Annotated in this window: 28 protein-coding genes and 2 tRNA genes; 23 read left to right on the forward strand and 7 right to left on the reverse strand. The window is 62.8% G+C overall.

Annotation, left to right across the window (positions count from 1 at the left end):
- The 11 genes from CBW50_RS06355 to CBW50_RS06405 form a co-directional block, all read left to right on the forward strand.
- Positions 1–699 (forward strand): response regulator (locus tag CBW50_RS06355; RefSeq protein ID WP_139842415.1); only part of this gene is annotated, 699 nt, incomplete at its 5' end.
- Positions 696–2,861, forward strand: a complete 2,166-nt coding sequence (locus CBW50_RS06360) for an ATP-binding protein (RefSeq protein ID WP_086144761.1) — start codon at positions 696–698, stop codon at positions 2,859–2,861. The genes CBW50_RS06355 and CBW50_RS06360, both read left to right, overlap by 4 nt.
- Positions 2,862–3,035: 174 nt before the next feature.
- The gene (locus CBW50_RS06365; protein ID WP_086144762.1) at positions 3,036–5,246 is read left to right on the forward strand and encodes a GGDEF domain-containing response regulator; all 2,211 of its coding nucleotides are present in this window, start codon (positions 3,036–3,038) and stop codon (positions 5,244–5,246) included.
- Between the two features lie 130 nt (positions 5,247–5,376).
- On the forward strand, positions 5,377–6,243 hold the full coding sequence (locus CBW50_RS06370) for an urease accessory protein UreD (protein ID WP_086144763.1): 867 nt from the start codon (positions 5,377–5,379) through the stop codon (positions 6,241–6,243).
- A gap of 25 nt (positions 6,244–6,268) precedes the next feature.
- On the forward strand, positions 6,269–6,571 hold the full coding sequence (locus CBW50_RS06375; protein ID WP_086144764.1) for an urease subunit gamma: 303 nt from the start codon (positions 6,269–6,271) through the stop codon (positions 6,569–6,571).
- A gap of 91 nt (positions 6,572–6,662) precedes the next feature.
- On the forward strand, positions 6,663–6,992 hold the full coding sequence (locus CBW50_RS06380) for an urease subunit beta (protein ID WP_086144765.1): 330 nt from the start codon (positions 6,663–6,665) through the stop codon (positions 6,990–6,992).
- 1 nt (position 6,993) lies between these two features.
- A complete protein-coding gene (gene ureC, locus CBW50_RS06385; protein WP_086144766.1) occupies positions 6,994–8,694 on the forward strand; it encodes an urease subunit alpha in 1,701 nt (566 codons plus the stop codon).
- Positions 8,695–8,705: 11 nt separating this feature from the next.
- Positions 8,706–9,230 carry an urease accessory protein UreE gene (gene ureE, locus CBW50_RS06390; protein WP_086144767.1) on the forward strand — a complete coding sequence of 175 codons (525 nt, stop codon included), beginning with the start codon at positions 8,706–8,708 and terminating at the stop codon, positions 9,228–9,230.
- A complete protein-coding gene (locus CBW50_RS06395; protein WP_086144869.1) occupies positions 9,230–9,910 on the forward strand; it encodes an urease accessory protein UreF in 681 nt (226 codons plus the stop codon). Before ureE ends, CBW50_RS06395 begins: the two co-directional genes overlap by 1 nt.
- A gap of 23 nt (positions 9,911–9,933) precedes the next feature.
- Positions 9,934–10,572, forward strand: a complete 639-nt coding sequence (gene ureG, locus CBW50_RS06400; RefSeq protein WP_086144768.1) for an urease accessory protein UreG — start codon at positions 9,934–9,936, stop codon at positions 10,570–10,572.
- On the forward strand, positions 10,569–11,129 hold the full coding sequence (locus tag CBW50_RS06405; protein ID WP_226935907.1) for a HupE/UreJ family protein: 561 nt from the start codon (positions 10,569–10,571) through the stop codon (positions 11,127–11,129). The genes ureG and CBW50_RS06405 overlap by 4 nt, the downstream gene beginning before the upstream one ends.
- A 14-nt stretch (positions 11,130–11,143) precedes the next feature.
- Here CBW50_RS06405 and CBW50_RS06410 read toward each other — a convergent pair whose 3' ends face one another.
- Complete coding sequence (locus tag CBW50_RS06410; protein WP_086144770.1) at positions 11,144–11,755, reverse strand: 1-acyl-sn-glycerol-3-phosphate acyltransferase; 612 nt, start codon at positions 11,753–11,755, stop codon at positions 11,144–11,146.
- 248 nt (positions 11,756–12,003) lie between these two features.
- Here CBW50_RS06410 and CBW50_RS06415 point away from each other — a divergent pair, with 248 nt between their 5' ends.
- On the forward strand, positions 12,004–12,237 hold the full coding sequence (locus CBW50_RS06415) for a hypothetical protein (RefSeq protein WP_086144771.1): 234 nt from the start codon (positions 12,004–12,006) through the stop codon (positions 12,235–12,237).
- A gap of 197 nt (positions 12,238–12,434) precedes the next feature.
- On the opposite strand, the gene CBW50_RS06420 is transcribed toward CBW50_RS06415, so the two are convergent.
- From CBW50_RS06420 to CBW50_RS06430, 3 genes are all read right to left on the reverse strand, one after another.
- Positions 12,435–13,490 (reverse strand): alkene reductase, encoded by a 1,056-nt coding sequence (locus tag CBW50_RS06420; RefSeq protein WP_086144772.1) that lies wholly within the window; start codon positions 13,488–13,490, stop codon positions 12,435–12,437.
- 56 nt (positions 13,491–13,546) lie between these two features.
- Positions 13,547–13,843, reverse strand: a complete 297-nt coding sequence (locus CBW50_RS06425) for a helix-turn-helix transcriptional regulator (protein WP_076571682.1) — start codon at positions 13,841–13,843, stop codon at positions 13,547–13,549.
- A gap of 147 nt (positions 13,844–13,990) precedes the next feature.
- Positions 13,991–14,350, reverse strand: a complete 360-nt coding sequence (locus CBW50_RS06430; protein WP_086144773.1) for a DUF1304 domain-containing protein — start codon at positions 14,348–14,350, stop codon at positions 13,991–13,993.
- Between the two features lie 211 nt (positions 14,351–14,561).
- Here CBW50_RS06430 and sugE point away from each other — a divergent pair, with 211 nt between their 5' ends.
- Positions 14,562–14,882: a quaternary ammonium compound efflux SMR transporter SugE gene (gene sugE / locus CBW50_RS06435; protein WP_070217981.1), complete on the forward strand. Its 321-nt coding sequence runs from the start codon at positions 14,562–14,564 to the stop codon at positions 14,880–14,882.
- 107 nt (positions 14,883–14,989) lie between these two features.
- Complete coding sequence (locus tag CBW50_RS06440; protein WP_071076659.1) at positions 14,990–15,319, forward strand: SMR family transporter; 330 nt, start codon at positions 14,990–14,992, stop codon at positions 15,317–15,319.
- On the opposite strand, the gene CBW50_RS06445 is transcribed toward CBW50_RS06440, so the two are convergent.
- Positions 15,320–16,273: a succinylglutamate desuccinylase/aspartoacylase family protein gene (locus CBW50_RS06445; protein WP_226935909.1), complete on the reverse strand. Its 954-nt coding sequence runs from the start codon at positions 16,271–16,273 to the stop codon at positions 15,320–15,322. It lies immediately after the preceding gene.
- A gap of 147 nt (positions 16,274–16,420) precedes the next feature.
- Between CBW50_RS06445 and CBW50_RS06450 the strand changes: the two genes are divergently transcribed.
- Positions 16,421–17,533 (forward strand): acyltransferase, encoded by a 1,113-nt coding sequence (locus tag CBW50_RS06450; RefSeq protein ID WP_172404693.1) that lies wholly within the window; start codon positions 16,421–16,423, stop codon positions 17,531–17,533.
- A 49-nt stretch (positions 17,534–17,582) separates the two neighbouring features.
- On the opposite strand, the gene CBW50_RS06455 is transcribed toward CBW50_RS06450, so the two are convergent.
- Positions 17,583–18,272: a tetratricopeptide repeat protein gene (locus CBW50_RS06455; protein ID WP_139842416.1), complete on the reverse strand. Its 690-nt coding sequence runs from the start codon at positions 18,270–18,272 to the stop codon at positions 17,583–17,585.
- 139 nt (positions 18,273–18,411) lie between these two features.
- Positions 18,412–18,876: a hypothetical protein gene (locus CBW50_RS06460; protein ID WP_086144776.1), complete on the reverse strand. Its 465-nt coding sequence runs from the start codon at positions 18,874–18,876 to the stop codon at positions 18,412–18,414.
- A gap of 148 nt (positions 18,877–19,024) precedes the next feature.
- Between CBW50_RS06460 and CBW50_RS06465 the strand changes: the two genes are divergently transcribed.
- The 8 genes from CBW50_RS06465 (at position 19,025) to pheT (ending at position 26,442) form a co-directional block, all read left to right on the forward strand.
- A tRNA-Val gene (locus CBW50_RS06465) sits at positions 19,025–19,101 on the forward strand.
- Between the two features lie 89 nt (positions 19,102–19,190).
- A tRNA-Val gene (locus tag CBW50_RS06470) sits at positions 19,191–19,267 on the forward strand.
- A gap of 215 nt (positions 19,268–19,482) precedes the next feature.
- Positions 19,483–21,390, forward strand: a complete 1,908-nt coding sequence (gene thrS, locus CBW50_RS06475) for a threonine--tRNA ligase (protein ID WP_086144871.1) — start codon at positions 19,483–19,485, stop codon at positions 21,388–21,390.
- Positions 21,391–21,441: 51 nt separating this feature from the next.
- A complete protein-coding gene (gene infC / locus CBW50_RS06480) occupies positions 21,442–21,963 on the forward strand; it encodes a translation initiation factor IF-3 (protein ID WP_071650129.1) in 522 nt (173 codons plus the stop codon).
- 227 nt (positions 21,964–22,190) lie between these two features.
- The gene (rpmI, locus tag CBW50_RS06485; RefSeq protein WP_038493025.1) at positions 22,191–22,388 is read left to right on the forward strand and encodes a 50S ribosomal protein L35; all 198 of its coding nucleotides are present in this window, start codon (positions 22,191–22,193) and stop codon (positions 22,386–22,388) included.
- A gap of 26 nt (positions 22,389–22,414) precedes the next feature.
- A complete protein-coding gene (rplT, locus tag CBW50_RS06490) occupies positions 22,415–22,774 on the forward strand; it encodes a 50S ribosomal protein L20 (protein WP_010399214.1) in 360 nt (119 codons plus the stop codon).
- Between the two features lie 146 nt (positions 22,775–22,920).
- Positions 22,921–23,937 carry a phenylalanine--tRNA ligase subunit alpha gene (gene pheS / locus CBW50_RS06495; protein ID WP_086144777.1) on the forward strand — a complete coding sequence of 339 codons (1,017 nt, stop codon included), beginning with the start codon at positions 22,921–22,923 and terminating at the stop codon, positions 23,935–23,937.
- A gap of 78 nt (positions 23,938–24,015) precedes the next feature.
- The gene (pheT, locus tag CBW50_RS06500) at positions 24,016–26,442 is read left to right on the forward strand and encodes a phenylalanine--tRNA ligase subunit beta (protein ID WP_086144778.1); all 2,427 of its coding nucleotides are present in this window, start codon (positions 24,016–24,018) and stop codon (positions 26,440–26,442) included.
- Positions 26,443–26,602: the final 160 nt, after the last annotated feature.

Below are 26,602 nucleotides of genomic sequence, written 5' to 3' on the forward strand. Positions count from 1 at the left end.
CAGGCGCCGGGCCGGGTGGCGCGCCTGCCGCCCGGCCAGCGCGGCCGCGCGGTGCTGCTGGTCGACGATGACGAGAATTGCCGCAAGCTGCTCTCCGGCCTGCTGGCGCCGCTGGGTTTCCTGCTGCAGGAGGCGGCGGGCGGCGCACAGGCGCAAGCCATGCTGGCGGCGCAGCGCTACGACATGGTGCTCAGCGACTGGCGCATGCCGGACATGGACGGCCTGGCGCTGACGCGCTGGCTGCGCGCGCAGGATGGCCTGGCGCAGCCGCGCCTGGTGATCATGACCGCTTCCGCCTTCGAGGAAGAAAAGCAGGAGGCGCTGGCGGCCGGCGCCGACGGCTTCCTGCGCAAGCCGATCGAGCAGGAACACCTGTTCGCCATGCTGGAGCAGCAGCTGGGCTTGCGCTTCCAGCGCGCCGCCGCCAGCGAACAGGCGCCGGACGGCGCGCCGCCCGACGCCTTTGATCTGGATCAGGCGCTGGACCATCTTGATGCGGCCGAACGGCAGGCGCTGCTCGAATCGGTGCGCGCGCTGGACCTGCGGCGCAGCGCCATCGTGCTGGCCGGCGTGGCCACCCGCTGGCCGCAGCTGGCCGCGCATCTGTGCGCCATGCTGGAGCAGCACCAGTACCAGCAGCTGTGCGCGGCGCTGGCGCGGCCCGTGGCGTCGACGTTCGCGCAAGGCGCCGACGCATGATGCAGCCGTCGTTCAAGCATGCGCGCCTGGGCGGCGTGTCCATCGTGCTGGCCGTCAGCGTGGCGCTGACCTTTGTCGTCACCGCGCTGCTGCTGGTGTTCGCCGTGCTGTTTTACGAGTCCGAACGCGAACAGCGCTGGCAGCAGCTGCACAGCAGCCTGTCGGTCAGCGCCGACCAGCTGGCCGTGGCCATCGAACTGCCGCTGTGGAACCTCGATGAAAAGCAGATGCTGGCCATCATGCGCAGCACCCTGGGCAAGCGCGACCTGGTGGCCAGCGCGCTCACGCCCGGCATCGGCAAGGAGACGCTGGCCCTGCGCCGCAACGGCGACGGCGCGTTCGAGAGCGTCTCCGCGCTGCCCGACGATCCCGGCCTGCTGGTGGCGCGGCGCTCGGTGACGATGGGCGGGCAAGTCATCGGCGCCGTCACCGTGTATGCCACGCCGGCCCTGCTGCATGCGCAGCTGCGCCAGCGCGCGCTGGCCATCGGCGCCATGATCGTGGCGCTCGACGTGATCCTGGTGGCCAGCATCTGGCTGCTGATGTGGTGCCTGATGATCAAGCCCCTGCGCGCCATCGGCCAGTATGCGGCCGGCGTCAGGGCGGGGCAGAGCGAAGCGTTCGGCACCCCGCCGAAAGCCTGGTTCCTGGGCGAGCTGCGGACCCTGTACCGCAGCATCCGCGACATGGTGGCGCTGCTCGACAGCCGCTACCGCGCCCTGCAGCGCAGCGAGGAGCGCGTGCAGATGGCCACGGGCGCGGCCAGCATCGGCATCTGGGACTGGAACGTCGTCAGCGATGACTTGCAGTGGGATGAGCAGATGTATACGCAGTTCAAGGCCGATGCGGGCGGCGCCACGGCGCCGGCAGCGATCTGGCGCGCGGCGCTGGTGCCGCACGACGTGCCGGCGGCAAAGCTGGCCCTGCGCGCGGCGCTGCACGCAGGCCATGCGTTCACGCACGAGTACCGCATCCTGTGGCCCGATGGCGCCATCCGCTACATCAAGGCCGACGCCGTGATCTTCCGCGACGGCCAGGGCATGCCCATGCGCCTGGTGGGCTCGAACTACGACATCACGGCGCACCGCGAGGCGGAACTGGAGCTGCTGCGCCACCGCCACCACCTGGAAGAGCTGGTGGCCGAACGCACGGGCGCGCTGTCGGTGGCCGTCAGCCAGGCGCAGGCGGCGAACCGCGCCAAGAGCACCTTCCTGGCGAACATGAGCCATGAACTGCGCACGCCCTTGAATTCCGTGATCGGCTTTTCGCGCCTGATGGCCGCCTCGCCCAACATGCAGGCCGATGAAAAGCGCAATCTCGACATCATCCACCGCTCCGGCAATCATTTATTGAGATTGATCAACGAAATCCTCGAGCTGTCCAAGGGCGAGGCGGGACGCCTGCAGGCGCAGGCGGAGGTGGTGGCGCTGGCGCCGCTGCTGCAGGAAGTGATGGACATGCTGGGCATGCGCGCCGAGCAGCAGGGCATGGCGCTGCGCCTCGATTGCGTCGCCGTGCCGCCGGCCGTGCTGCTCGACGCCACGCGGCTGCGCCAGGTGCTGCTCAACCTGATGTCGAACGCCGTCAAGTTCGCCGGCGGCGGCGAGGTCGTCTTGCGCGTGCGCGGCGAGCGGCGCGAGGGCGAGCAATGGATGTTGTCGTTCGCCGTCAGCGACACGGGCATCGGCATCGCCGCGGCGGACCAGCAGCGCATCTTCGAGCCCTTCGTGCAGGCCGACAGCGCGGGACCGAAGGACGGCACGGGCCTGGGCCTGGCCATCTCGCGCGAATTCGTGCAGCTGATGAAAGGCGAGCTGACGCTGGAGTCCAAGCCGGGGCGGGGCGCCACGTTCAGTTTCAGCATCCCCGCGCAGGCGGCCGAGGCGCCCGTGCAGGCGTCCGTGCCGCCGCCGGCGGCGCCTGCGCACGAGGCCCCGCCGGCACTGCGGGCGCAGGACTTGCTGCTGCTGGCCGGGGAAGAGCGCGCCGCCTTACTGGTGGCGCTGCGCGAATTGAACCTGGCCAGGGTGGCATCGCTGCTGGCGGCCCTGCCGGCGGCGGCGGCACCGTTGCTGGCGCCGCTGCAAGCCATGCTGGACCAGCATCAGTACCGCCAGCTGTGCGACTTGCTGGCGAATGAGGGCGCGCTGGCGCTCGCGTAAAAGTGTGGGCTGACAACATCGGTTTCGCTGAAAAGACGGACTAAGTGGCGCCGATGGATGGTGCTAAATTGCAATAAAGATTATGATGATAGTACGTAGTTCACCGCAAAAAAATGTCTTGTCCAGCGTGGCGCCAGAGCGCCGCGCCTCATCCAAAGCTGAGAGAACTGCTACATGCACCGCGATTTTTCGGAAGTGAATTCGAAGGGCGAAGTACTGATCGTTGAAGATACGCCGGCGTCGCTGAAGCTGTTGAGCGATTTGCTGGGCGGCGCCGGCTACGCGGTGCGCCAGGCGCCGAACGGCGAACTGGCCCTGTGGACGGCCCAGGCGCGCCCGCCGGAGCTGATCCTGCTCGACGTGCGCATGCCCGGCCTCGACGGCTTTGAAGTGTGCCGGCGCCTGAAGGAAATGCCGGCCCTGCGCCAGGTGCCCGTGATCTTCCTGTCGGCGCAGTACGACACGGACGACAAGGTGCGCGGCTTTGCGCTGGGCGCCGTCGATTTCATCGCCAAGCCCTTCCAGGCCGAGGAAATCCTCGCCCGCACCGATGCGCATGTGCGCCTGGCGCGGGCGCAGCTGCAGCTGGCGCAGGAGCGCGCCAACCTGGAGCGCCGCGTGGCCGAGCGCACGGCCGAACTGGAACAAGTGGCCAGCACGCTGGCGCGCGAAGTGCAGATCCGCCGCGCCAACGAGGAATTGCTGCGCCTGTCGGGCCAGGTCTTCGAAGCCACGCAGGACGCCATCCTGATCACCGACCCGGCCGGCATCATCGTCACCTCGAATCCTGCGTTTACCCGCATCACCGGCTACGCCGCGCGCGAGGTGCTGGGCACCGACATCATGCGCCTGCATGCCGAATACACGGGCGAAGCGGTGCTGCAGGCCATGCGCCAGGGCCTGCACAGCAGCGGCTGCTGGTCGGGCGAGGTGCAGACCCGGCGCAAGAGCGGCGACACCTATCCCTGCCTGCTCAGCGTCTCCACCGTGCATGGCCCGGACGGCGCCGTCATCAACTACGTGGGCGTTTTCCTCGACATCAGCGAGCGCAAGGCCGAGCAGCACCTGATCGATTTCCTCTCCTACCACGACGCGCTGACAGGCTTGCCCAACCGCGTGCTGATGCGCGAGCGCTTCGAGCAGGCGCGCGTGAGCGCCGTGCGCGACCGCCAGCAGGTGGTGCTGATGTGCCTGGACCTGGACCGCTTCAAGAACATCAATGACTCGCACGGCCAGGCCGTGGGCGACAAGGCGCTGCAGGTGGTGGCGCGCTTCCTGACGGGCTGCGTGCGCGAAGGCGACACGGTGGCGCGCCAGGGCGGCGACGAATTCCAGATCCTGCTGCTCGACGATCCCCTGCTGGGGCGCACCTTGGCGCTGGCGCAAACCATCCTGGCCGGCCTGCGCGAAGAGCTCAGCGTCGACGGCGAGCGCCTGGCGCTGACCACCAGCATCGGCATCGCCCTGTGCCCGGCCGACGGCAACAGCCTCGACGACGTGCTGCGCCATGCCGACACGGCCCTGGTGCGCGCCAAGGAAATGGGGCGCGACCACTATGCGTTTTTCACGGAGCGCATGGGCAGCGATATCCGCGCCCGCCTGGCCATGCAGCAGCAGCTGCGCGGCGCCATCGGCCGCGACGAATTCGAAGTGCATTACCAGCCGCAGATGTGCTTGCGCACGGGCGCCATGCTGGGCGCGGAAGCGTTATTGCGCTGGAACAACCCTGTGCTGGGCAAGGTGCCGCCCGGCCTGTTCATCGCGCTGGCCGAGGAATACGGTTCCATCACGGCCATCGGCGAGTGGGTGCTGGAAAGCGTCTGCGCGCAGATCCGCGTGTGGCACGACGCGGGCCTGGGCAGCATCAAGGTGGCCGTCAACCTGTCGGGCAAACAGTTTGCGCAGGACCGCACGGTGCCTTTCGTCGAGGCGGCGCTGCGCAAGTACGGCATCGCGCCGGCCTGCCTGGGTATCGAAATTACGGAAAGCACGGTGATGGGCGACCCGGACAAGGCCGTGGCGGCCCTGACGCGCCTGAAGGATATCGGCGTGGGCATTTCGCTCGACGACTTCGGCACCGGCTATTCCAGCCTCGGTTACCTGAAGCGCTTCCCCATCGACGTGCTGAAGATCGACAAATCCTTCGTCGACGACGTCACCACCAGCAGCAGCGACGCGGCCATCGCCCGCTCCGTCATCTCGCTGGCGCACAATCTCGACATGCGCGTCATCGCCGAAGGCGTGGAAACGCGCGAGCAGGTCGATTTCCTGACGGAACACGGCTGTGATGAAATGCAGGGCTATTATTTCAGCCGCCCCCTCGCGGCCGCCCCATTCACGGACTTGCTGCGCGAGCGGCGCACGCTGGCCGTGGCCCAGGCCTAAGCGCCGCGGTGCGGCCGATGCACCATGGCGGTGCGTGCGCCGCAGCGCGGTGCAGGATTCTCACTTTTCCTTCCCCTGATGCTGGCACATATCCTGCTTAGGTAATCGCTTATTTACGCGATTGCCCCGCATGCCAGACAGTACCCACCCAGCCACGCCCTCACAGGCCAGCGCGCACGGCGCCTGGCAGGCGCGGCTGCGCCTGGGCTTCGCGCTGCACGATGGCGTCAGCCGCCTCGTCGAACGCGCGCACAGCGGCCCCCTGCGCGTGCAAAAGCCCCTGTATCCGGAAGGCGGCGCCGTCTGCCACGCCATCATCATCCACCCGCCAGGCGGCGTGGTGGGCGGCGACCAGCTGGCCGTCGACGCCACGGCGGGCGAGGGCGCGCACGCCTTGCTCACGTCGCCGGGCGCCGCCAAGTGGTACCGCGCGAACGGCCATGTCTCGGGCCAGCACGTCGTGCTGCGCGCCGGCAGCGGCGCCGCCATCGAGTGGCTGCCGCAGGAAAGCATCTTCTTCGACCAGGCCTGCGTGCGCCTGCGCCTCGAGGTGGAACTGGCGCAAGACGCCGGCTACATCGGCTGCGACATCGTTTGCCTGGGCCGCAGCGCCGCGGGCGAAATTTTCAGTACCGGCAGCATCAGCCAGCAGGTGCGGATCCGCCGCGGCGGCAGGCTGCTGTGGTGGGAGCAGGGCGTGCTGGCCGCCGGCGGCGCCCTGATGGCCAGCCCCCTGGGCCTTGCCGGCCACACGGTGTGCGCCACCCTGATCGGCGTCGGTGCGTCCGTTTCCCCCGCCGTGCTGGCCGCCTTGCGCGAGATCAAGGTGCCTGCCGGCGCCGCGTTTGGCGCCACGCACATGAAATCGCTGGTGGTGGTGCGCCTGCTGTGCGGCGACAGCGAGGCGGCGCGCCGCGTCATGCTGGCCGCCTGGCAGCTGCTGCGCCCCGCCATGCTGGGACGCGCCGCCGTCGTGCCCCGCATCTGGAACACTTGAACAGGAAAGAAGCACAAGGAAAACCATGGACCTGACACCCCGCGAAAAAGACAAGCTGCTCATTTTTACGGCCGCGCTGCTGGCCGAACGGCGCCTGGCGCGCGGCTTGAAGCTCAATTACCCGGAAGCGGTGGCCCTGATCAGCGCCGCCATCATGGAGGGCGCGCGCGATGGCAAATCGGTGGCGCAGCTCATGGCGGACGGCACGAAGATACTCTCGCGCGCCGACGTCATGGACGGCATCGCCGAGATGATCCCCGATATCCAGGTGGAAGCGACTTTCCCCGACGGCAGCAAGCTGGTGACCGTGCACCACCCGATACCGTAGTTTTCCGGCCAGCCAGGGCGTCACCCGCGCCAGGGCTGTTCTTGCGCCGGCCACCCGCCGGCAAGCGTTGCGATCTTTGAAGGAGTCTCACATGACCCCAGGCGAATACAAACTGGAAGAAGGCGAAATCAGCCTCAATGCGGGCCGCGCCACGGCCACCGTGGTGGTGGCCAACCGGGGCGACCGGCCCATCCAGGTGGGCTCGCACTTTCACTTTTTCGAGGTCAACCCCGCGCTGGTCTTCGAGCGCTGGCGCGCCTACGGCATGCGCCTCAATATCACGGCCGGCACGGCCGTGCGCTTCGAGCCGGGCCAGCAGCGCACCGTGGAACTGGTGGCGCTGGCGGGCGAGCGCAAGGTCTACGGCTTCAACGGCGCAGTGATGGGCGAACTGCAGGACACTCCACCAGGAAAGGATTGAGATGGCCAGCATTCCCCGCAGCGCGTATGCCGAGATGTTCGGCCCCACCAAGGGCGACCGCATCCGCCTGGCCGACACGGCACTGTTCATCGAGATCGAGCATGACTACGCGATCTACGGCGAAGAGGTGAAATTCGGCGGCGGCAAGGTGATCCGCGACGGCATGGGCCAGTCGCAGCGCTGCGCGGCCGAAGTGATGGACACCGTCATCACGAATGCCGTCATCCTCGACCACTGGGGCATCGTGAAGGCCGATATCGGCCTGAAAAACGGGCTGATCTCCGGCATCGGCAAGGCGGGCAACCCGGACATCCAGCCAGGCGTGACCCTGGCCATCGGCGGCGCCACCGAGATCATCGCCGGCGAAGGCATGATCGTCACGGCCGGCGGCGTCGACACGCACATCCACTTCATCTGCCCGCAGCAGATCGAGGAAGCCCTGATGAGCGGCGTGACCACCATGCTGGGCGGCGGCACGGGGCCGGCCGTGGGCACGGCCGCCACCACCTGCACGCCGGGCCCGTGGCATCTGCACGCCATGCTGGCGGCGGCAGATGCCTTCCCGATGAACCTGGGCTTCATGGGGAAAGGTAATGTGAGCCTGCCGCTGCCGCTGGAAGAGCAGGTGCGCGCGGGCGCCATCGGCCTGAAACTGCACGAAGACTGGGGCAGCACGCCGGCCGCCATCGACAATTGCCTGTCCGTCGCCGACCGCATGGATATCCAGGTGGCGCTGCACAGCGACACCCTCAACGAGGGCGGCTTCCTCGAACATACGCTGGCCGCCTTCAAGGACCGCACCATCCACACGTTTCACACGGAAGGGGCGGGCGGCGGCCATGCGCCCGACATCATCGCCGCCGTGGGGCAAGCCAACGTGCTGCCCTCGTCGACCAACCCCACGCGCCCGTTTACCGTCAACACGCTCGACGAGCACCTGGACATGCTGATGGTGTGCCACCACCTGGACCCGGCCATTGCCGAAGACGTGGCCTTTGCCGAGTCGCGCATCCGCCGCGAAACCATCGCCGCCGAAGACATCCTGCACGATATCGGCGCCATTTCCATGATGTCGTCCGATTCGCAAGCCATGGGGAGAGTCGGCGAAGTGATCATGCGCACCTGGCAGACGGCGCACAAGATGAAGGTGCAGCGCGGCGCCCTGGCGCCCGACACGGCGCGCAGCGACAATTTTCGCGCCAAACGCTACATTGCCAAGTACACGATCAACCCGGCCATCACGCACGGGATATCGCACGTGGTCGGCTCCATCGAGGCGGGCAAGATCGCCGATATCGTGCTGTGGAAGCCGGCTTTCTTCGGCGTCAAGCCGTCGATGATCTTAAAGGGCGGCATGATCGCCGCCGCGCAGATGGGCGACCCGAACGCCTCGATTCCCACGCCGCAGCCCGTGCATTACCGCATGATGTTCGGCGCCTTCGGCGGCGGCCTGAAAAAATCGTTCACCTTTGTCTCGCAGGCGGCATGCGAGCTCGATATCGGCCACCAGTTGAAACTGAACAAATCCGTCATCGCCGTGAAGAACATGCGCGGCCTGCGCAAGCAGGACATGATCCACAACGGCGCCACGCCGCACATGGAAGTGGACCCGGAAACCTATGCCGTGCGCGCCGACGGCCAGCTGCTCGTGTGCGAGGCGGCGGCCGTGCTGCCGATGGCGCAGCGTTATTTTCTATTTTAGCGAGGGACACCATGCTCACATTGCATACCAGACTGGCGCCTGACGACACTCGCGCCGCCGTTGTCCAACTCGTGCTGCCCTACGACCAGCGCGAAAAATGCCGGCTGCGTGCCGTGCTGTCGAATGGCGAAGAGGTGGCCGTGTTCACCGTGCGCGGCACGGTGCTGCGCGACGGCGAGCGCATGACGGGACCGGGCGGGCAGGTGGTGCGGATCGTCGCCGCGCGCGAAGCGACTTACCTGGTGCGCTGCGCGGATGCCCACACCCTGCTGCGCTGCGCCTTTCACCTGGGCAACCGCCACACGCAGGCGCAGGTGGGCGACGGTTTTTTGCGCATCCGCAAGGACGTGGTGCTCAAGGAGATGCTCGAACGCTTGCAGGCGACCGTGACGGAAGAAAGCGCGCCGTTCGAGCCGGAAGCGGGCGCCTACGGCGGCGGCCATGGCCACCACGACGGCCACGGCCAGCATTTGCTGGCGCCCGTGCCGCTGCGGCAGAAGATCCACCGTCCCGGCGATGCACCGGGCGCCGCATGATGCAGGCCTCGGCCCTGCTGCATCTGTTGCAGTTCGCCAGCCCGGCCCTGCCCATCGGCGCCTACAGCTATTCGCAGGGGCTGGAAGCGGCGCTCGAATCAGGCCTGGTGAGCGACGCGGCCACGGCGCGCGCGTGGATCGCCGAGCATCTGACCTTGGTGGTGGCGCGCTGGGAAGCGCCCCTGTGCTGGCGCTTGATGCAGGCGTTTGCAGCGCAGGACCTGGGCGCCGTGCAGCGCTGGAGCGAGCGTTTCATCGCTTCGCGCGACACGGCGGAATTTCGCGCCGAGACCATCCAGATGGGATACTCATTGAGCAAATTGCTGGCCGAACTGGGCGTGGCCGACGGCGTCTTGATCGACATGCTGCAGGGCCGGCCGGAGGTGGCGCTGCCCACCGCCTATGCCTGCGCCGTGGCGGCGCTGGCCATTCCGCGCGAGGAGGCGCTGCTGGCCATGCTGTTCGCCTGGGCGGAAAACCAGGTGCTCGTCTGCGTCAAATCCGTGCCGCTGGGGCAGGTGGCGGGCCAGCGCCTGCTGCTGTCGCTGCGGCCCGACCTGGAAGCGGCCGCGCTGACGGCGCAAACCTTGGCAGACGACGAGATGGGCAACTGGGCGCCGGGCCTGTCGCTGCTGTCGATGCGCCATGAAGTGCAGTACAGCCGCCTGTACCGTTCCTGAACACTACACCGAGAGACCACAACATGACATCGATTACCTCAAACCCCCTGCGCGTGGGCATCGGCGGCCCCGTCGGCTCGGGCAAGACGGCCCTGTGCGAAATGCTGTGCAAGGGCATGCGCGAGCGCTACGACATGGCCGTCATCACGAACGACATCTATACCAAGGAAGACATGGAAATCCTGCTGCGCGCCGATGCCTTGCCGGCCGAACGCCTGATGGGCGTGGAGACGGGCGGCTGCCCGCACACGGCCATCCGCGAGGATGCGTCCATCAATCTGGAAGCGATCGCGCGCATGCAGGCCGATTTTCCCAATCTCGACCTGATCCTGGTCGAATCGGGCGGCGACAACCTGGCCGCCACCTTCAGCCCGGAACTGTCGGACCTGACCATTTACGTGATCGACGTGGCCGGCGGCGAAAAGATCCCGCGCAAGGGCGGGCCCGGCATCACGCGCTCCGATTTGCTCATTATCAACAAGACGGACCTGGCGCCCTACGTGGGCGCCAACCTCGACGTGATGGCGCAGGACGCCAGGCGCATGCGCGGCGAGCGCCCCTTCGTGTTTACCAACCTGCGCAGCGGCGACGGCGTGCAGGTCGTCATTGATTTTATCCGCGAGCAAGGTTTGCTCGATCAACCCGGCAAGGAGCTGCAATGAGCGCAACACTGATGAGGAAAACGGCCGCCGCGGCCGCGCTGTGCCTGCTGGCCTTGCCTGCCATGGCCCATCCCGGTCATGGCGAGAGCGCGGGCCTGCTGGCCGGTTTTGCCCATCCGTTCACGGGCATCGACCATTTGCTGGCCATGCTGGGCGTGGGGCTCTGGGGCGGCCAGCAGCGCCGCGGCTGGAGGCAGCCCGCCACTTTCCTCGGCATGATGCTGCTTGGCGCGCTGGCCGGCATGGCGGGCTTGACGGTGCCAGGACTGGAAACGGGCATCGCCGCCACGGTGGCGCTGGCGGGACTGGCCATCGCGCTGGCGCTGGCCTTGCCGAACTGGCTAAGCTTGGGATTGGTGGGGATGTTTGCGCTGGCGCATGGCAATGCGCATGGCCAGGAATTGCCGGTCGCCTCGGCCGCCTGCGGCTTCCTGCTGGCCTCGGCCATGCTGCTGTGCGCTGGATGTTTCACCGGCCAGGTGCTGGCCGGGCGCGTGCTGCGCCTGGCCGGCGTGGCCATCACGGCCGCCGGCGTGGTGCTGATGGGGCTTGCTTAATCGTTTAAGCGCGTTTAAGCGCCGGGGCGCTTCTCGGACAGCACGATGGGCGCCGCCTTTTCCGGATGCAAGCCCTGATGGCCCGCATATACGGCGGCGATGGCCGCCATGTCGGCCTCCTTGTCGCCCGTCAAGTACAAATGGTCGACGACGCCCAGCACCTTGTTCGGATAGTCGATGTAGACGAGCAGCAAGGGTACCTTGGCGGCCAGCGCCAGGTGATAAAAGCCGCTTTTCCAGTTCGGGCGGTAGCTGCGCGTCGCTTCCGGCGTGATGGCCAGCCAGTACCAGTCGGCGGCCAGCATGCGTTCGGCCTGGCGGCCGATGGTGCCGCTGGTGGTGCTGCGGTCGACCGGTTCGCCGCCCAGGTAGCGCAGCACCTTGCCCATGGGGCCGCGGAACAGGGAGTCCTTGGCCAGCCAGCGGAACGGCAGCGACAGCGCCCATTTGCCGAACAGGCCCACCATGAAATCCCAGTTCGACGTGTGCGGGTAGACGACGGCGATGCCGCGCGGTCCCGGCAGGGGACGAAAGCGCATGCGCCAGCCGAACAGGTGCAGCACCCGCAGCGCGCAGCGCTGGTGCCAGGTGGGCAGCGCGCCCGGCTGTATGAATAAATCGTCCATTGATACCCTTCAGTGACACTGTTTTAATGGGATGGCGCTGATGGCCATTTTCCTTGAAGCAAAATTCTGCGCAGGCATTCTATACGGGGCTGGCGGTGGCGACAAGCAGCCGGGCCCGCTATCCATGCGGTATCGGGGCTCTTCGTACTGCCATTTTAACCATGCCCGGGCTCTGCGCCGGGCACTAAATGCCTGCCATGTGGTCAAAACTTGATGCAGTGTAGATCCACCAGACATGGAGCCATGGTATGAAGAACAGTATCGATGCATTCAATAGCAGCAATGACGGGGAGAATGTCAGAACGGACAAGGCGATGGCCGAGCTGGTCGAACGGGGCGTCGCTTTCCACCACGCCCTGGGCAGGACGGTGGCGACGGCTTATCTGCGCGAGCATGCCGTGCCGGCCGAGGTCATTTACCGCGTCTTCAGCAGCGCCCAGGCGCGCCGGCCCGCGCGTCCGGCGCGGCGCCGATGGCGTTGAGCGGCCCGGGTGTTGCGCATTTGGTGTTGAGATAAAACAAACGGCGGGCGTTTCGATAGCCGCGCTTTTTCTGCGCTTGTATCGTTGCGCCCGCCGCAAAGGGCGGGGCGCGCCGCGGGTGGACCGCTGCACGCTGGTTTGTCGGCGATTCGCTGGCTGTTAGCTATCTATTTGCCAGTTGTCTATCCGCTGGCTGCTCAGGCCAGCGCCGGATAGTCCGTGTAGCCGGCCGCGTCCGGGGCGTACAGGGTGGCCGGGTTCAGCGGGTTGAGCGGCGCATCGCTGTGCAGGCGGATGGGCAGGTCCGGGTTGGCGATGAACCACAGGCCGAAGGCCACGGCATCGGCTTCGCCCTTGGCCAGCAAGGCTTCGGCCGCCGCCTTGTCCATTTTTTCGTTGGCAATGTACACGCCGCCGAACTCCTGCTTCAGGTAGGGGCCCAGGCGGTCGTCACCGAGCGCTTCGCGCGCGCAGATGAAGGCGATGCCGCGCTTGCCCAGTTCGCGTGCCACGTAGCCAAAGGTGGCGCGCGGGTCGGAATCGCCCATGTCGTGCGCGTCGCGGCGCGGCGCCAGGTGCATGCCCACCTTGTCGGCGCCCCATACTTCTATGCACGCATCCGTCACTTCCAGCATCAGGCGGGCGCGGTTTTCGATCGCGCCGCCGTAGTTGTCCGTGCGCAAGTTGGTGCTGTCTTGCAGGAACTGATCGAGCAAGTAACCATTGGCGCCGTGGATTTCCACGCCGTCGAAGCCCGCTTTCTTTGCATTTTCGGCGCCCAGGCGGTAGGCGGCCACGATGCCGGGGATTTCTTCCGCGTCCAGCGCGCGCGGCGTGACGAATTCCTGTTGCGGGCGCACCAGGCTCACATGGCCGGCCGGCTTGACGGCGCTGGGCGCCACGGGCAAGTCGCCATTCAGGAACAGGGGCGCGGAAATGCGGCCCACATGCCACAGTTGCAGCACGATCAGGCCGCCCGCCTCATGCACGGCGCGGGTGATGTGTTTCCAGCCTTCCACCTGTTCCTCGGACCAGATGCCCGGCGTGTCCGCATAGCCCACGCCCTGCGGCGTGACGGCCGTCGCTTCCGAGATGATCATGCCGGCCGAGGCGCGCTGCGCGTAGTACTCGGCCATCAGGGCGTTGGGCACGCGCCCCGGATTGCCGGCGCGCGAACGCGTCAGCGGCGCCATGATGATGCGGTTTTTCAGTTGCAGGCTGCCGATGGTGATGGGGTCGAATAAGGTTGTCATGATTGCTATTTTTCCTGTCGAGAGTGCCGCGGACGGCGATATGGATGGGGTTGCTGTTACAGACCTTGCTGCATGTGCTCCAGAAAGGCCTCGATGGTGGCTTCATTGCGCTTGAAAAAGCTCCATTGGCCAACTTTCCTGGCGGAAATCAAGCCGGCCTTTTGCAAGGTGGCCAGGTGGGCCGAGACCGTCGACTGCGACAGCCCCAGCCGGCGGTCGATCAGGCCGGCGCAGACGCCGAAGTCGAGCGGATGGTCTTGTTCGCAAAAATACTGCTCCGGCTCCTTCAGCCATTGCAGGATCTGCCGCCGTACGGGATTGGCCAGCGCCTTGTGGATGGCGTCGATGTCCATGCTGTTTCTCCTGGTCGATGTTCGTCTTCAAACGATATATGTATCGTCTTTTGTGAATTTCAATATCGTCATATTACGATATAAATGAAAAACGTGCTGGCCGGGGGATTTTTCAGGCGGGGCGGCCCGCTGGCCGCCCGGCGGGRATCAGGCGAAGTGAAACAGCAGCAGGGCGAGGATGGCGGGCACCGTTTGCAGGTAGAGGATGCGCGTCATGACGGTCATCGCGCCCCACAGGCCGGCGACGGCGATGCAGGCCAGGCCGAACACGGTGAACGCATGGGCGATGGCCGCGTCCGGGTAGAAAAAGCCCAGCGCCAGGGCCGCGACGAGAAAGCCGTTGTAGCAGCCCTGGTTGGACATGGCAGGGCGGACGATTTCCGCTTTTTCCTTGCTCAGGCCAAAGACCTTGCGTCCGCGCGTATCGAAAAGGAGGGTTTCCAGCAGCACGATGTAGATGTGCAACAGCATAATGATCGCCGTCAGAATCTGGGCCAGAACGTGCATCGTCGCTCCTGAAAGTTTTGGATTCAGCAATTATGCTGCCACAAGCATGTTTTTTGGCAATATTTGATTGGAGCGGCCGCACTGGAAAAAATGTACTGGCGGCAAGACCTTTCACCGAATGGTATACTTTTCCCTTTGCTCCTGTGGGGACGACCCCGCTCGATGTGGGGCTGCATGGCGGGGACGACCCTGCCGCCTCGGGAGAATAATCATGGCGTGGATCATCCTGGTCTTGGCTGGCTTGCTGGAAATCGGCTGGGCCATCGGCCTCAAATACAGCGCCGGCTTTACCCGTCTCGTGCCATCCGTCCTCACGGCGGTGTCCATGCTGGGCAGCGTGGTGATGCTGGGCCTGGCCCTGCGCACCTTGCCGCTGGGCACGGCCTACGCCATCTGGACAGGCATCGGCACCGTGGGCACGGCCATCTTCGGCATCATGGTGCTGGGCGAACCGGCCAGCGCCGCGCGCATCGCCTGCATTGCCCTGATCGTCTCGGGCATCCTGGGCTTGAAGCTGCTCAGCCCGCAATAAGGTTTTCCTGACGCGCCCCGCGGCGTCGCGTTGCCTGCCTGAGCGGGTGACGGGCGAGGCGTTGTTGTTTCCGCCCTCTTTGAAAGGATGCAAGCATGAGCCTTGCCATGACGTATTTCTACCTGGCCATCGCCATCATCGCGGAAGTCATCGCCACCAGCGCCTTGAAGGCGTCCGATGGTTTCAGCCGCCTGTGGCCCAGCATCATCACCGTGATTGGCTACAGCATCGCGTTCTGGTGTTTGTCGCTGACCTTGAAGGTTATTCCTACCGGCATCGTGTATGCGATCTGGTCCGGCGTGGGCATCGTGCTCATTTCCGCCGTCGGCTGGTTCTGGTTCAAGCAAAGCCTCGATACGCCGGCCTTGATCGGCCTGGGGCTGATCATTGCCGGCGTGCTCGTCATTAACTTGTTTTCCAAGTCGGTCGGCCACTAATCAAAAGCTGCTGGCCACCCGCGCCAGGTAATACCACTCGGCGTTGGCTTGCGCGTTGACGTCCGGGAAGAGGATGTAGGCGTCGAATTCGGCCGTCACGGGCGTGCCGTCCGCACGCACGCCGATCTGCTCGCCCTGTTTGACCTTGTCAAAGCTGGACCAGGTCTTGATGAAGCGGTCATCCGCGTGCAGCTTGTCGTGGACGACGACCATGTTCAGCGCTTCCATGTCCGCGTCGGCGATGGGTTCCGGTTGCGGCGCATCAATGACGCCTAAAAAGGCCAGGGTATTCTTGATGGCGCGGTAGGCCACGTCCGGCGCGTCCGGGTCCGCGTGCTGGCCGCATTCCAGGGTCAGCGCGTAACCGCCCGTCGAGCGCATGTATTCCGTCGTGCCCACGCCATAGCGCAAGACCAGGCCTACCTGGTCGCTATTGCCCAGGCGGCGCTGCACGCCCTGGCCATACGCATGCAGCCAGCCATCGACGAAGCGGCGCACGCCCAGGCGGCGCGCCAGTGCGCGTTCCTGTTCTTCATGTTTAAAAGGTTGCAGCGGGCCGTCGTTGTTGCGCGGCCCCACCATGACGAAAGGCTGGCTGTCGGCATTGAACGAGTGCAAGTCCAGCAGCACGTCGTGCTGGCCCAGCAGCGGGCACAGCCAGTTGGCGATGCGGTCTTCGAAATCCTGCGGATTATCGTTTGGAAACAAATTGCGGTTCAGGTTGCGGTCGCCGCTGCGCACGCCCTTGGCGTAGGCCAGCGGGTTGGTGATGGGCACGAAGGTGACGCTGCCGGCCACGATGGACAGGGCGCCGCTGTCGAGTTCAGCCATCACGCGGTGGATGCCCTTGGTGCCGCAGGTTTCATTGCCGTGCACGGCGCCCGTGATGATCAGGCGCGGGCCGCTGCCCTGGCCCGTGTAGTTGATGGACTTGAAGTGGAGTGCGCTGCTCATGCTGGACATATCCTATGCTGTTGCGGGAAGGGAAAGCGGGGTCGGCATATTTTAGCGGGATTCGCCGTGCACGCCTGCAAAAATGTGGCCATGGCGCACTCTGGCGTGGCATGATCGGCGCCACCGTTGTTTTCCCTTGCCGATACCATGTCCAGTACGCCCCATCCTTCCCGCCTGTACGGCCTCGACACCTTGCGGGCGCTGGCCATCGTGCTCGTCTTCATGAACCATTATTTGCTGTTCGTCAGCGAGGGCGGGGCGTTTGGTTTCTGGGGAGAAATCGGCTGGGCGGGCGTGGACCTGTTCTTTGCCCTCAGCGGCTATCTGATCGGCAACCAGATCTTTGCCGCCTTGCGCAGCGAGCACGGCTTTTCCTTGCCCCGCTTCTATGCGCGGAGATTTTTGCGCACCTTGCCCAATTTCTATGTCGTGCTGGCTTTGTACTATGTGTGGCCCGCGTTCCGTGGCGACAGTGCGTTATTGCCGCTGTGGAAATTCCTGACGTTTACGCAAAACATCAACCTGACGCCGGGCACGGCGTTTTCCCATGCCTGGTCGCTGTGCGTGGAAGAGCAATTCTATGTGCTGTTGCCGGCCGTGGCGCTGGTGATTGCCGCCTGCCGCAAGTCCTTGCTGTGGGCCTGGCTGGCCGTGGCCGCCAGCTTGATCGTCGGCATGCTGCTGCGCGCCTATCTGTGGGATGAGTACGTACAAGTGCCGCGTGGCGGCCTCGGCTATTACAAGTACATTTATTACGCGTCGTGGTGCCGTTTCGACGAGCTGGTGGCGGGCGTGGCGCTGGCGCTGCTGAAAAATTACCACCCTGGCGCCTGGCTGCGCCTGACATCCCATGGTAATCGCACTTTGCTGGCGGGAATCTTTGGCACGGCGCTGATGTTTTACGTGTTCCTCGCCGATCACTATGGTCATGCGGTGACCGTGTTCGGCTATCCGGCCCTGGCCGCCAGTTTTACCTTATTGCTGATCGCCGCGCTGAGTCCTGCCAGTGCTTTGTATCAACTGCGCGTGCCGGGCGCGGCCAGCCTGGCGTTGTGGTCGTATGCGATTTATCTGTTGCACAAACAACTGTGCATCTTGCTGCGGCCGCTCTTGCAGGATATGGGGTATGGCCCGGACGGCGCGCCGGCGATACTGATCAGTGTTGCCGTCAGTATCTTTACGGGCTGGCTCTTGTATAGAGTGGTGGAAACGCCGTTCATGCGATTGCGGGCGCGTTATGTGCCGGCTAATCACCGCTGAGGTACGGCATTTCCCGCAGTGGGCTTTGCCAAGGCTGCATCATGCATGTTTAACGCCGGCCAAAGCCCGAGCCGGAGCCAACCCTCGTGCCAGCGCAGCAAAATATATCGTCGAATCTTTCAACGGATTTCATTTTTTCAAACAAGCTGGCCTTGAGTATTTCTCCCCTTTCCCTCTCTCTTTTGCTCATGTGAGATAGTGCCTCGTTGATTTGTGGCCAATCGCAAAAGGTGTCATGTGGCGCGCAAAAAGAGTGCCATGCATAGGCCTCGGCAATATCGTAGACCTTGGACTTTTTGTCTACGTAGTACAGGAGGACGTTCATCTCTGCCTTGGCAAATCCCCGTTCCGCAGCGCCGCGAAATAATTGCAGCAAGTCCGCATCGCGCGCGCCTCCGCGGAGCTGCAAGACGCTGGCAAGGTGGAACATGGATGGCGGGAAAAATTTCGCGGCGGATTTTGATAGGTAGAACACCGCAGTGTCGAGGTCACGGTCCTCGCAAGCGCCGAGGTAGGCCTTGATACCCATCAAGTGCTGAGCCTGCGTATCGCCGCTGTCGGCGCGCGTCTTGACGAGTGTGTGTGATTCAGTGCTGCAATCTTGCGGCAATGCCTCTACGATACGCTGGCTCGCAGGTGCCTGCACATCTTCTGCGCCGGCTACGCCTGGACCAGCCATGGCGGCAATCAAGAGAGTAGATTGCAGCCACATGGCGATCTTGGTTGAACGTTTTTTCATTGTCTCTCCTGGCCTGATGGTCATTTCAAATGGCGTGCTGCCGGTGTTGTCGGCAGGCATCATTGTTCTTGGAATGTACAGGAACCTGCTACGACGAAATTGACGTGGCGCATTTGACAGGCAAGTTCGCAGGAGTAAATTACATATCGATCACATTGAGTCCTCGCGGCGTGCCCACCAGTAATTCCAGGATGGCATGCACGCGCAGGTTCGTCTCTTCATGTTCCGTGTTGACGATCAGGGCGCGCAGGCCGGGCACGGCTTCCGCGATGTGGGGACTGGCGTAGGCATTGATCAATAACAAGACCAGGTCCGTGGCGCCTGCGCCCGGTTGGCGCCGCAGCCGCTCGTGGATCACGTTCAACAGCGCGCGCTGCATGCGCGGCGTGGGATTGGTGATGTAGGCGAAGACGCTAGGCGTGTTGGCGATGGCCGCGCACAGACGCCGCTCCATCTCGTCGGGCTTCACGTCGGAAGCGATATCGAAATACGCGGCTTCCCAGCGCGTGCGCGCATACGGGTGGCCGGGCGGGAAGGAGTCGGCCGTTTCAAAACCGCAGATGCGGCTCAGGGTTTTCAGCCAGGCGAATAGGGTGGAGTTCATGCCGCGATTCTAGCGGCATTCCGCGCATGCCGGGCCGACTGTATATAAAGGGGGCTGACGCCCGGGAAGCGGATGAAAAACAGATTAAAGTTTCCTGTAAAACAGCCCTTGTCATTCTGGGAAAGCCTCTCTATAATGCTGGTCTTCGGGGCGGTTAGTTCAGCTGGTTAGAATACTTGGTCGACATCCAAGGGGTCGGGGATTCGAATTCCTCACCGCCCACCAGAATTTAGCAGTAGGCAGTTTTTAAGAGTTTTAAGCTGGCGCAAGCCGCAAGCGGTCATTTGAAATACAATGATCAACAAAAGTTTTACGGGCGGTTAGTTCAGCTGGTTAGAATACTTGGTCGACATCCAAGGGGTCGGGGATTCGAATTCCTCACCGCCCACCAGAATGCAGTTAGAGAGAAAGGGTAAACCGGTTATGACACCGCGAACTACTACCAAGCTTTGGGAGTGACGCTAGTCGAACGGGTTTCCTTTGTCTCAAAAAAGTGAAAAACGCGGCTAGTCCGCGTTTTTTTGCGTCTGCGTTTTCCTTTCAGTTTTTCTGTCCACACCATTCATTGCAGTTTTACCTGGCGCCAGCGCCGATATGGAGATCAATATGCTTACAATCCGACTTCCCGATGGTTCCGCCCGTCAATTTGACGGCCCGGTCACCGTGGCCCAGGTTGCGGCCAATATTGGTACCGGCCTGGCCAAGGCTGCCCTGGCGGGCAAGGTCGACGGCAAGCTGGTCGATACTTCCTATTTGATCGAGCGGGACGCGGAACTGGCGATCGTCACGGACAAGGACGCCGACGGCCTGGAAGTGATCCGCCACTCGACGGCCCATTTGCTGGCGTATGCCGTCAAGGAATTGTTCCCGGACGCGCAAGTGACCATCGGTCCCGTGATCGACAACGGCTTTTATTATGACTTCGCCTACAAGCGTCCGTTCACGCCGGAAGACCTGGTCGCGATCGAAAAGAAAATGGCGGAACTGGCCAAGAAGGATGAGCAAGTCACGCGCAAGGTCGTCGCCCGCGACGAAGCGATCGATTACTTCAAGGGCATCGGCGAAGCCTACAAGGCTGAACTGATCGGCTCGATTCCTGCCGACCAGGAAGTGTCGCTGTATTCCGAAGGCAAGTTCACGGACTTGTGCCGCGGCCCCCACGTGCCATCGACGGGCAAGCTGAAAGTATTCAAGCTGATGAAGCTGGCCGGCGCCTACTGGCGCGGCGACTCGAAAAACGAGATGCTGCAGCGTATCTATGGCACGGCCTGGGCCAAGAAGGAAGATCAGGAGTTGTATCTGCACAACCTGGAAGAGGCGGAAAAGCGCGATCACCGCAAGCTGGGCAAGCAGCTTGATTTCTTCCATTTCCAGGAAGAAGCGCCGGGCCTGATCTTCTGGCACCCGAAAGGCTGGTCGATCTGGCAGCAAGTCGAGCAATACATGCGCAATGTGTACCAGGTCAACGGCTACCAGGAAGTCAAGGCGCCGCAAATCCTTGACCGTGGCCTGTGGGAAAAAACCGGCCACTGGGATAATTACCGTGAAAACATGTTCATCACGGAATCGGAAAACCGCGCCTATGCGCTGAAGCCGATGAATTGCCCAGGCCATATCCAGATTTTCAACAATGGCATGCGCAGCTACCGCGACTTGCCATTGCGCTACGGCGAATTCGGCCAATGCCACCGCAACGAGCCGTCGGGCGCCTTGCACGGCATGATGCGCGTGCGCGGCTTTACGCAGGATGACGGCCACATTTTCTGCCTGGAAGAGCAGATCGCCGGCGAAGTGACGGCTTTCCACCAGCAGGCCATGGATGTGTATACGGCGTTCGGCTTCACGAATATCGACGTGAAACTGGCCTTGCGTCCCGATAACCGCATCGGCACGGAAGAGTCGTGGGATTTCGCCGAGGAATCTCTGCGTTCGGCCCTGCGCGCCTGCGGCGTGGAATGGACGGAGTTGCCGGGCGAGGGCGCCTTCTATGGTCCGAAGATCGAATACCACCTGAAGGACAGCCTGGGCCGCGCGTGGCAGGTGGGCACCGTGCAGATCGATCCGTCGATGCCGGGCCGCCTGGGCGCCGAATACGTGGCCGTGGACAACACGCGCCAGGTGCCCATCATGCTGCACCGCGCGATCGTCGGTTCGCTGGAACGTTTCATCGGCATCCTGATCGAACACTATGCGGGCGCGATGCCGCTGTGGTTGTCGCCGGTACAGGTGTCGGTGTTGAATATTTCCGACGCTCAAGCCGATTATGTACAGGAAGTTACAACAAAACTGCGCAAAGCGGGGCTGCGCGTACAGGCTGATTTGCGTAACGAGAAGATTACCTATAAAATACGTGAACATTCCGTACAAAAATTGCCTTACATCTTAGTAATTGGCGACAAAGAGCGGGATGCGAATACAGTGGCCGTGCGGGCGCGGGGCAATGTCGATCTGGGCGTCATGTCCGTCGATGCCCTGATAGAGCGACTCAAACTTGAAGTCGACACCAAGGCCTGACGAGGAAACTCGCTGCACGACCGTCTTACAAGATTTTTAAAGGAAATTACAATAGCTACTGACAAGTCACATCGCATCAATGGCGAAATCACTGCCCCTGAAATGCGTTTAAGCGGGGTCGATAACGAGCCACTCGGTATCGTAAGTTTGGCTGAAGCCTTCCGCCTGGCGGAAGAGGCAAACGTCGACCTGGTGGAAATTGCGCCTACCGCGCAGCCACCGGTGTGCCGTTTGATGGACTACGGCAAATTTAAGTATTCGGAGCAGAAGAAAGCTCACGAAGCCAAATTGAAGCAAAAGATCATCCTCGTGAAGGAAGTCAAATTCCGTCCGGGGACTGATGATGGTGACTACAATATCAAGTTGCGTAATCTCATCAAGTTCCTCGAAGATGGCGATAAAACCAAGATTACCTTGCGTTTCCGCGGTCGTGAGATGGCGCATCAGGATATTGGCTTCCGCATGCTGGAACGTCTGAAGGCCGATCTGGAGCCATATGGCCAGGTCGAGCAGTTCCCGAAGATGGAAGGCCGCCAAATGATCATGGTTCTTTCGCCTAAGAAGAAGAAGTAAGCTACAATAGCGTTTTACTGTGGGTGAATACAGCGCGTGCCAGCATTGGCGCGGCGTCAAACCCCAGGCAGAATTTGCGCGGCCCGCTCAGCAATGTGCGGGCCGCGTGAACTGTAGCGGACTCGCATCCGCTGCACAACATGTGAAAGCAGGCATCTAAGCGCAACGTCGTGTTGCCACCTGCAATCCTGTTATAAATGGAGCTGTCCGTAAGAGGACAGATTGCTATGCCTAAAATGAAGACCAAAAGCTCCGCGAAAAAACGTTTTCGCGTGCGTCCAGGTGGAACTGTCAAGTCGGGTCACGCGTTCAAACGCCACATCCTGACCAAGAAGACCACCAAGAACAAACGTCAGTTGCGCGGTACCCGTAACATCAACGCATCGGATGTTACATCCGTCATGCGCATGATGCCGACTGCTTAATCTCACACTCAATTTAAGGAGTTACTATGCCTAGAGTAAAACGTGGGGTTACAGCTCGTGCCCGTCATAAAAAGATTCTTGTTCAAGCTAAAGGCTACCGTGGTCGCCGCAGCCGCGTATACCGTGTTGCCAAGCAAGCAGTTATGCGCGCTGGCCAATACGCTTACCGCGATCGCCGCAACAAGAAGCGCGTTTTCCGCCGCCTGTGGATCGCCCGTATCAACGCCGCTTCCCGTGAGCATGGCGTGACGTACAGCGTATTCATGAACGGCTTGAAAAAAGCAAATATCGAACTGGACCGTAAAGTCCTGGCCGATATGGCTGTGATGGACAAGCCAGCATTCGCTGCGATTGTCAACGCAGTGAAAGCAAAAATCGCTGCGTAAGCACGGTTATTGCACAACGTCATCCGCAGGGTGACGTTATAAAGAGCGGGGCAGGGGTTTTAACACCTTATGCCCCGTTTCCGTTTTTGATTGTTGGATTTTAGCTAACCGAGTCCAGAATTGATGTCCAAAACAGGAAATGCCGCATGAACTCCCTAGAAGAACTCGTCGTCTCGGCCCAGGCTGACTTTATCGCCGCCGCAGACGCTGCCGCACTTGAAAACGCCAAAGCCCGCTACCTGGGCAAGACTGGCCAGATTACCGAAATGATGAAGGGCCTGGGCAAGCTGGAACCGGACGCGCGCAAGGCGCAGGGCGCCCTGATCAACGCCGTCAAAGTACAGATCGAAGACGCGCTGACGGCGCGCCGTGATGCGCTGGCCGATGCCCAAATGCAAGGTCGCCTGAATGCCGAAGCGATCGACGTGACCCTGCCAGGCCGTGGCCGCATGCCTGGCGGCATCCATCCCGTCATGCGCACGTGGGAGCGGGTCGAGGAAATCTTCCGCTCGATCGGCTTCGACGTGGCCGATGGCCCTGAAATCGAGAACGACTGGACCAACTTCACGGCGCTCAACAGCCCGGAAAACCACCCAGCCCGTTCCATGCATGACACGTTCTACATCGACGGCAACGATACCGATGGCAATCCCTTGCTGCTGCGCACGCACACGAGCCCGATGCAGGTGCGCTATGCGCGCACGCATACGCCGCCGATCAAGGTCATCGCGCCGGGCCGCACCTACCGCGTCGACAGCGACGCCACCCATTCGCCCATGTTCCACCAGGTCGAAGGCCTGTGGATCGCCGAAGACATCAGCTTTGCCGACCTGAAGGGTATCTACCTGAACTTCGTCAAGGCCTTCTTTGAAACGGATGACCTGCAGGTGCGCTTCCGCCCGTCGTACTTCCCGTTCACGGAACCGTCGGCCGAGATCGACATCGCCTTCGGCTCCGGTCCCTTGAAGGGCCGCTGGCTGGAAGTGTCGGGCGCCGGCCAGGTGCATCCGACCGTGGTGAAGAACTTCGGCCTCGATCCCGAGAAATTCATCGGTTTTGCTTTCGGCTCCGGCCTGGAACGCTTGACGATGCTGCGCTATGGCATCAACGATCTGCGTCTGTTTTATGAAGGCGATTTAAGGTTCCTGAAGCAATTCAACTAAGCGTTGTTCCGTTTGATTCATGGCGCTTGAGCGCCTGTGCGCTCGCGCTGTGAGCTTTGACCATTTGAAGGCTTGATTATGCAATTTTCCGAAAACTGGCTCCGTACCATGGTCGATCCGAAGATGACTTCGGACGAACTGGCCCATCTGCTGACTATGTCCGGTCTCGAAGTCGAGGACGTCGATCCCGTCGCCCCGCCATTCTCGAACGTGGTCGTGGGCCTGGTCCTGGAGATGGAAAAACATCCGAACGCGGACCGCCTGAATGTGTGCCAGGTTGACGTCGGCACGGGCACCATGCTCAACATCGTCTGCGGCGCGCCCAACGTGCGCCCGGGCTTGAAAGTCGTCTGCGCGATGGCAGGCGCCGTGCTGCCTCCTGGCGCCGACGGCAAGCCGTTTGAAATCAAGGTGGGCCAGCTGCGCGGCGTCGAGTCGCAAGGCATGCTGTGCTCCGCGCGCGAATTGAAATTGTCGGAAGAAAACGCCGGCCTGATGGAATTGCCGGACGACGCGCCGATCGGCCAGAATTTCCGCGATTACTTTGCGCTCAACGACCTGAAATTCACCATCAAGTTGACGCCGAACAAGGCGGATTGCCTGTCCGTGCTGGGCGTGGCGCGCGAAGTGTCGGCCCTCACGGGCGTGCCGCTGAATGCGCCGCAGTTCCGCACCGTGCCCGTCACCAGCGACGAAATCCTGCCCGTGAAGGTGAGCGCGCCGGATCTGTGCGGCCGTTTCACGGGCCGCGTCATCCGCGGCTTGAACGCCCGCGCCGCCACGCCGGACTGGATGAAGCAGCGGCTCGAGCGCAGCGGCCAGCGTCCGCTGTCGGCCCTGGTCGATATTTCCAATTATGTCATGCTGGAACTGGGCCGTCCCAGCCACGTTTTCGACCTGGCAAAGATCCACGGCAGCCTCGACGTGCGTTGGGGCAAGGCGGGCGAATCCGTCAAGCTGTTGAATGGCAACACCATCGCCGTCGACGAATGGCTCGGCGTCATTGCCGATGAGCAGGAAATCGAATCGCTGGCCGGCATCATGGGCGGCGACGCCAGCTCGGTATCCGACGATACGGACAGCATCTACCTGGAAGCGGCATTCTGGTGGCCGAACGCCATTCAGGGCCGCGCCCGCCGTTTGAATTTCTCGACCGATGCGGCGCACCGCTTCGAGCGCGGCGTCGATTTCGCCACCACCGTCGAGCACATCGAGCGCATCACGGCCCTGATCGTGGAAATCTGCGGCACGCCGGCCACCACCGTCGGCCCCGTCGACGACCACGTGGTGAACTTGCCGCAACGCCAGCCCGTCACCATGCGCACGGCGCGCGCGCAAAAAGTCATCGGCGTGCCGCTGACGGATGCGCTGATCGCCGATATCTTCACGCGCCTGGCCCTGCCGTTCACCCTGGCCGACGGCGTGTTTTCCGTGACCTCGCCCAGCTACCGTTTCGACATCGAGATCGAGGAAGACCTGATCGAGGAAGTGGCGCGCGTGTATGGTTTTGAAAACATCCCGACCCGGCCGCCCGTGGCGGCGAACGTGATGCAGATTGCACCGGAAAATACCCGCTCCTTGTTTGCGGTACGTCATGTGCTGGCTGACCTGGGATTCCAGGAAGTGGTTAACATGAGCTTTGTCGATACGGCATGGGAACGCGATTTCTCGGGTAACACGCAGCCGATCAAATTGCAGAACCCGATCGCCAGCCAGATGAGCGTGATGCGCTCCTCGCTGATTGGCAGCCTGATCGCCAATGTGCGCTATAACCTGAACCGCAAGACCAACCGCGTGCGCATCTTTGAAGTGGGCGCCATCTACCAGCGCGACGACAGCGTGCAAAACGGCCCCCTGTCGGTAGCCGGCTACGCCCAGCCGAAGCGCGTGGCCGCCATGGCATACGGCGCCGTGGCTGACGAGCAATGGGGCCAGGCTGCGCGCACGGTCGATTTCTTCGACGTGAAGGCGGACCTGGAAGCGCTGTTCGCACCGCTGGTCTTGCGTTTCAGCAAGGCAGAACATCCAGCCCTGCATCCGGGCCGTTCGGCCAACGTGGAACTCGACGGTAAAGTCATTGGTTTCATCGGCGAACTGCACCCGCGCTGGATGCAAAAATATGACTTGCCGCTGGCGCCCGTGCTGTTCGAAGTCGATGCCGCGGCCTTGACGCAGCGCGAAGTTCCCGTGTACCAGGAAATCTCGAAATTTCCTGGCGCCAGCCGCGACCTCGCCGTGGTGGTCAAGCAATCGGTGGCAGTGCAGGATCTGCTCGATACGTTCCAGGCTGCCGCCAAGGCCAGCCCGGCAGCACGTATCGTGCAAGCCATTGTTTTATTTGATGAATATCGTGGAAAAGGGCTGGAAACGGATGAAAAAAGCCTTGCTTTCCGGATTAGCTTGCAAGATACTCAAAACACCCTGCAAGACGATGTCGTCGATGGCCTGATGGCTGTGTTGATCGATGCCGCCAAGCAGGGCCACGACGCGAAACTGCGTTCGTAATTACCGGACCGGCCGTCGCTTTTTGCGTGACGGCCTTTCCGTCGTCAACCGTAGACGAACCGGCCATGTGGCCGGTTCGGGCGCACAGAAAAGGCAGGGCAGGAAAATTAATAATAGCGACGTTGATTCCGCCGTACTGCAGTCCGCATTGGCCGCCGAT

Source organism: Janthinobacterium sp. GW458P (genome assembly GCF_002127585.1).
Taxonomy (GTDB): Bacteria; Pseudomonadota; Gammaproteobacteria; order Burkholderiales; family Burkholderiaceae_D; genus Janthinobacterium.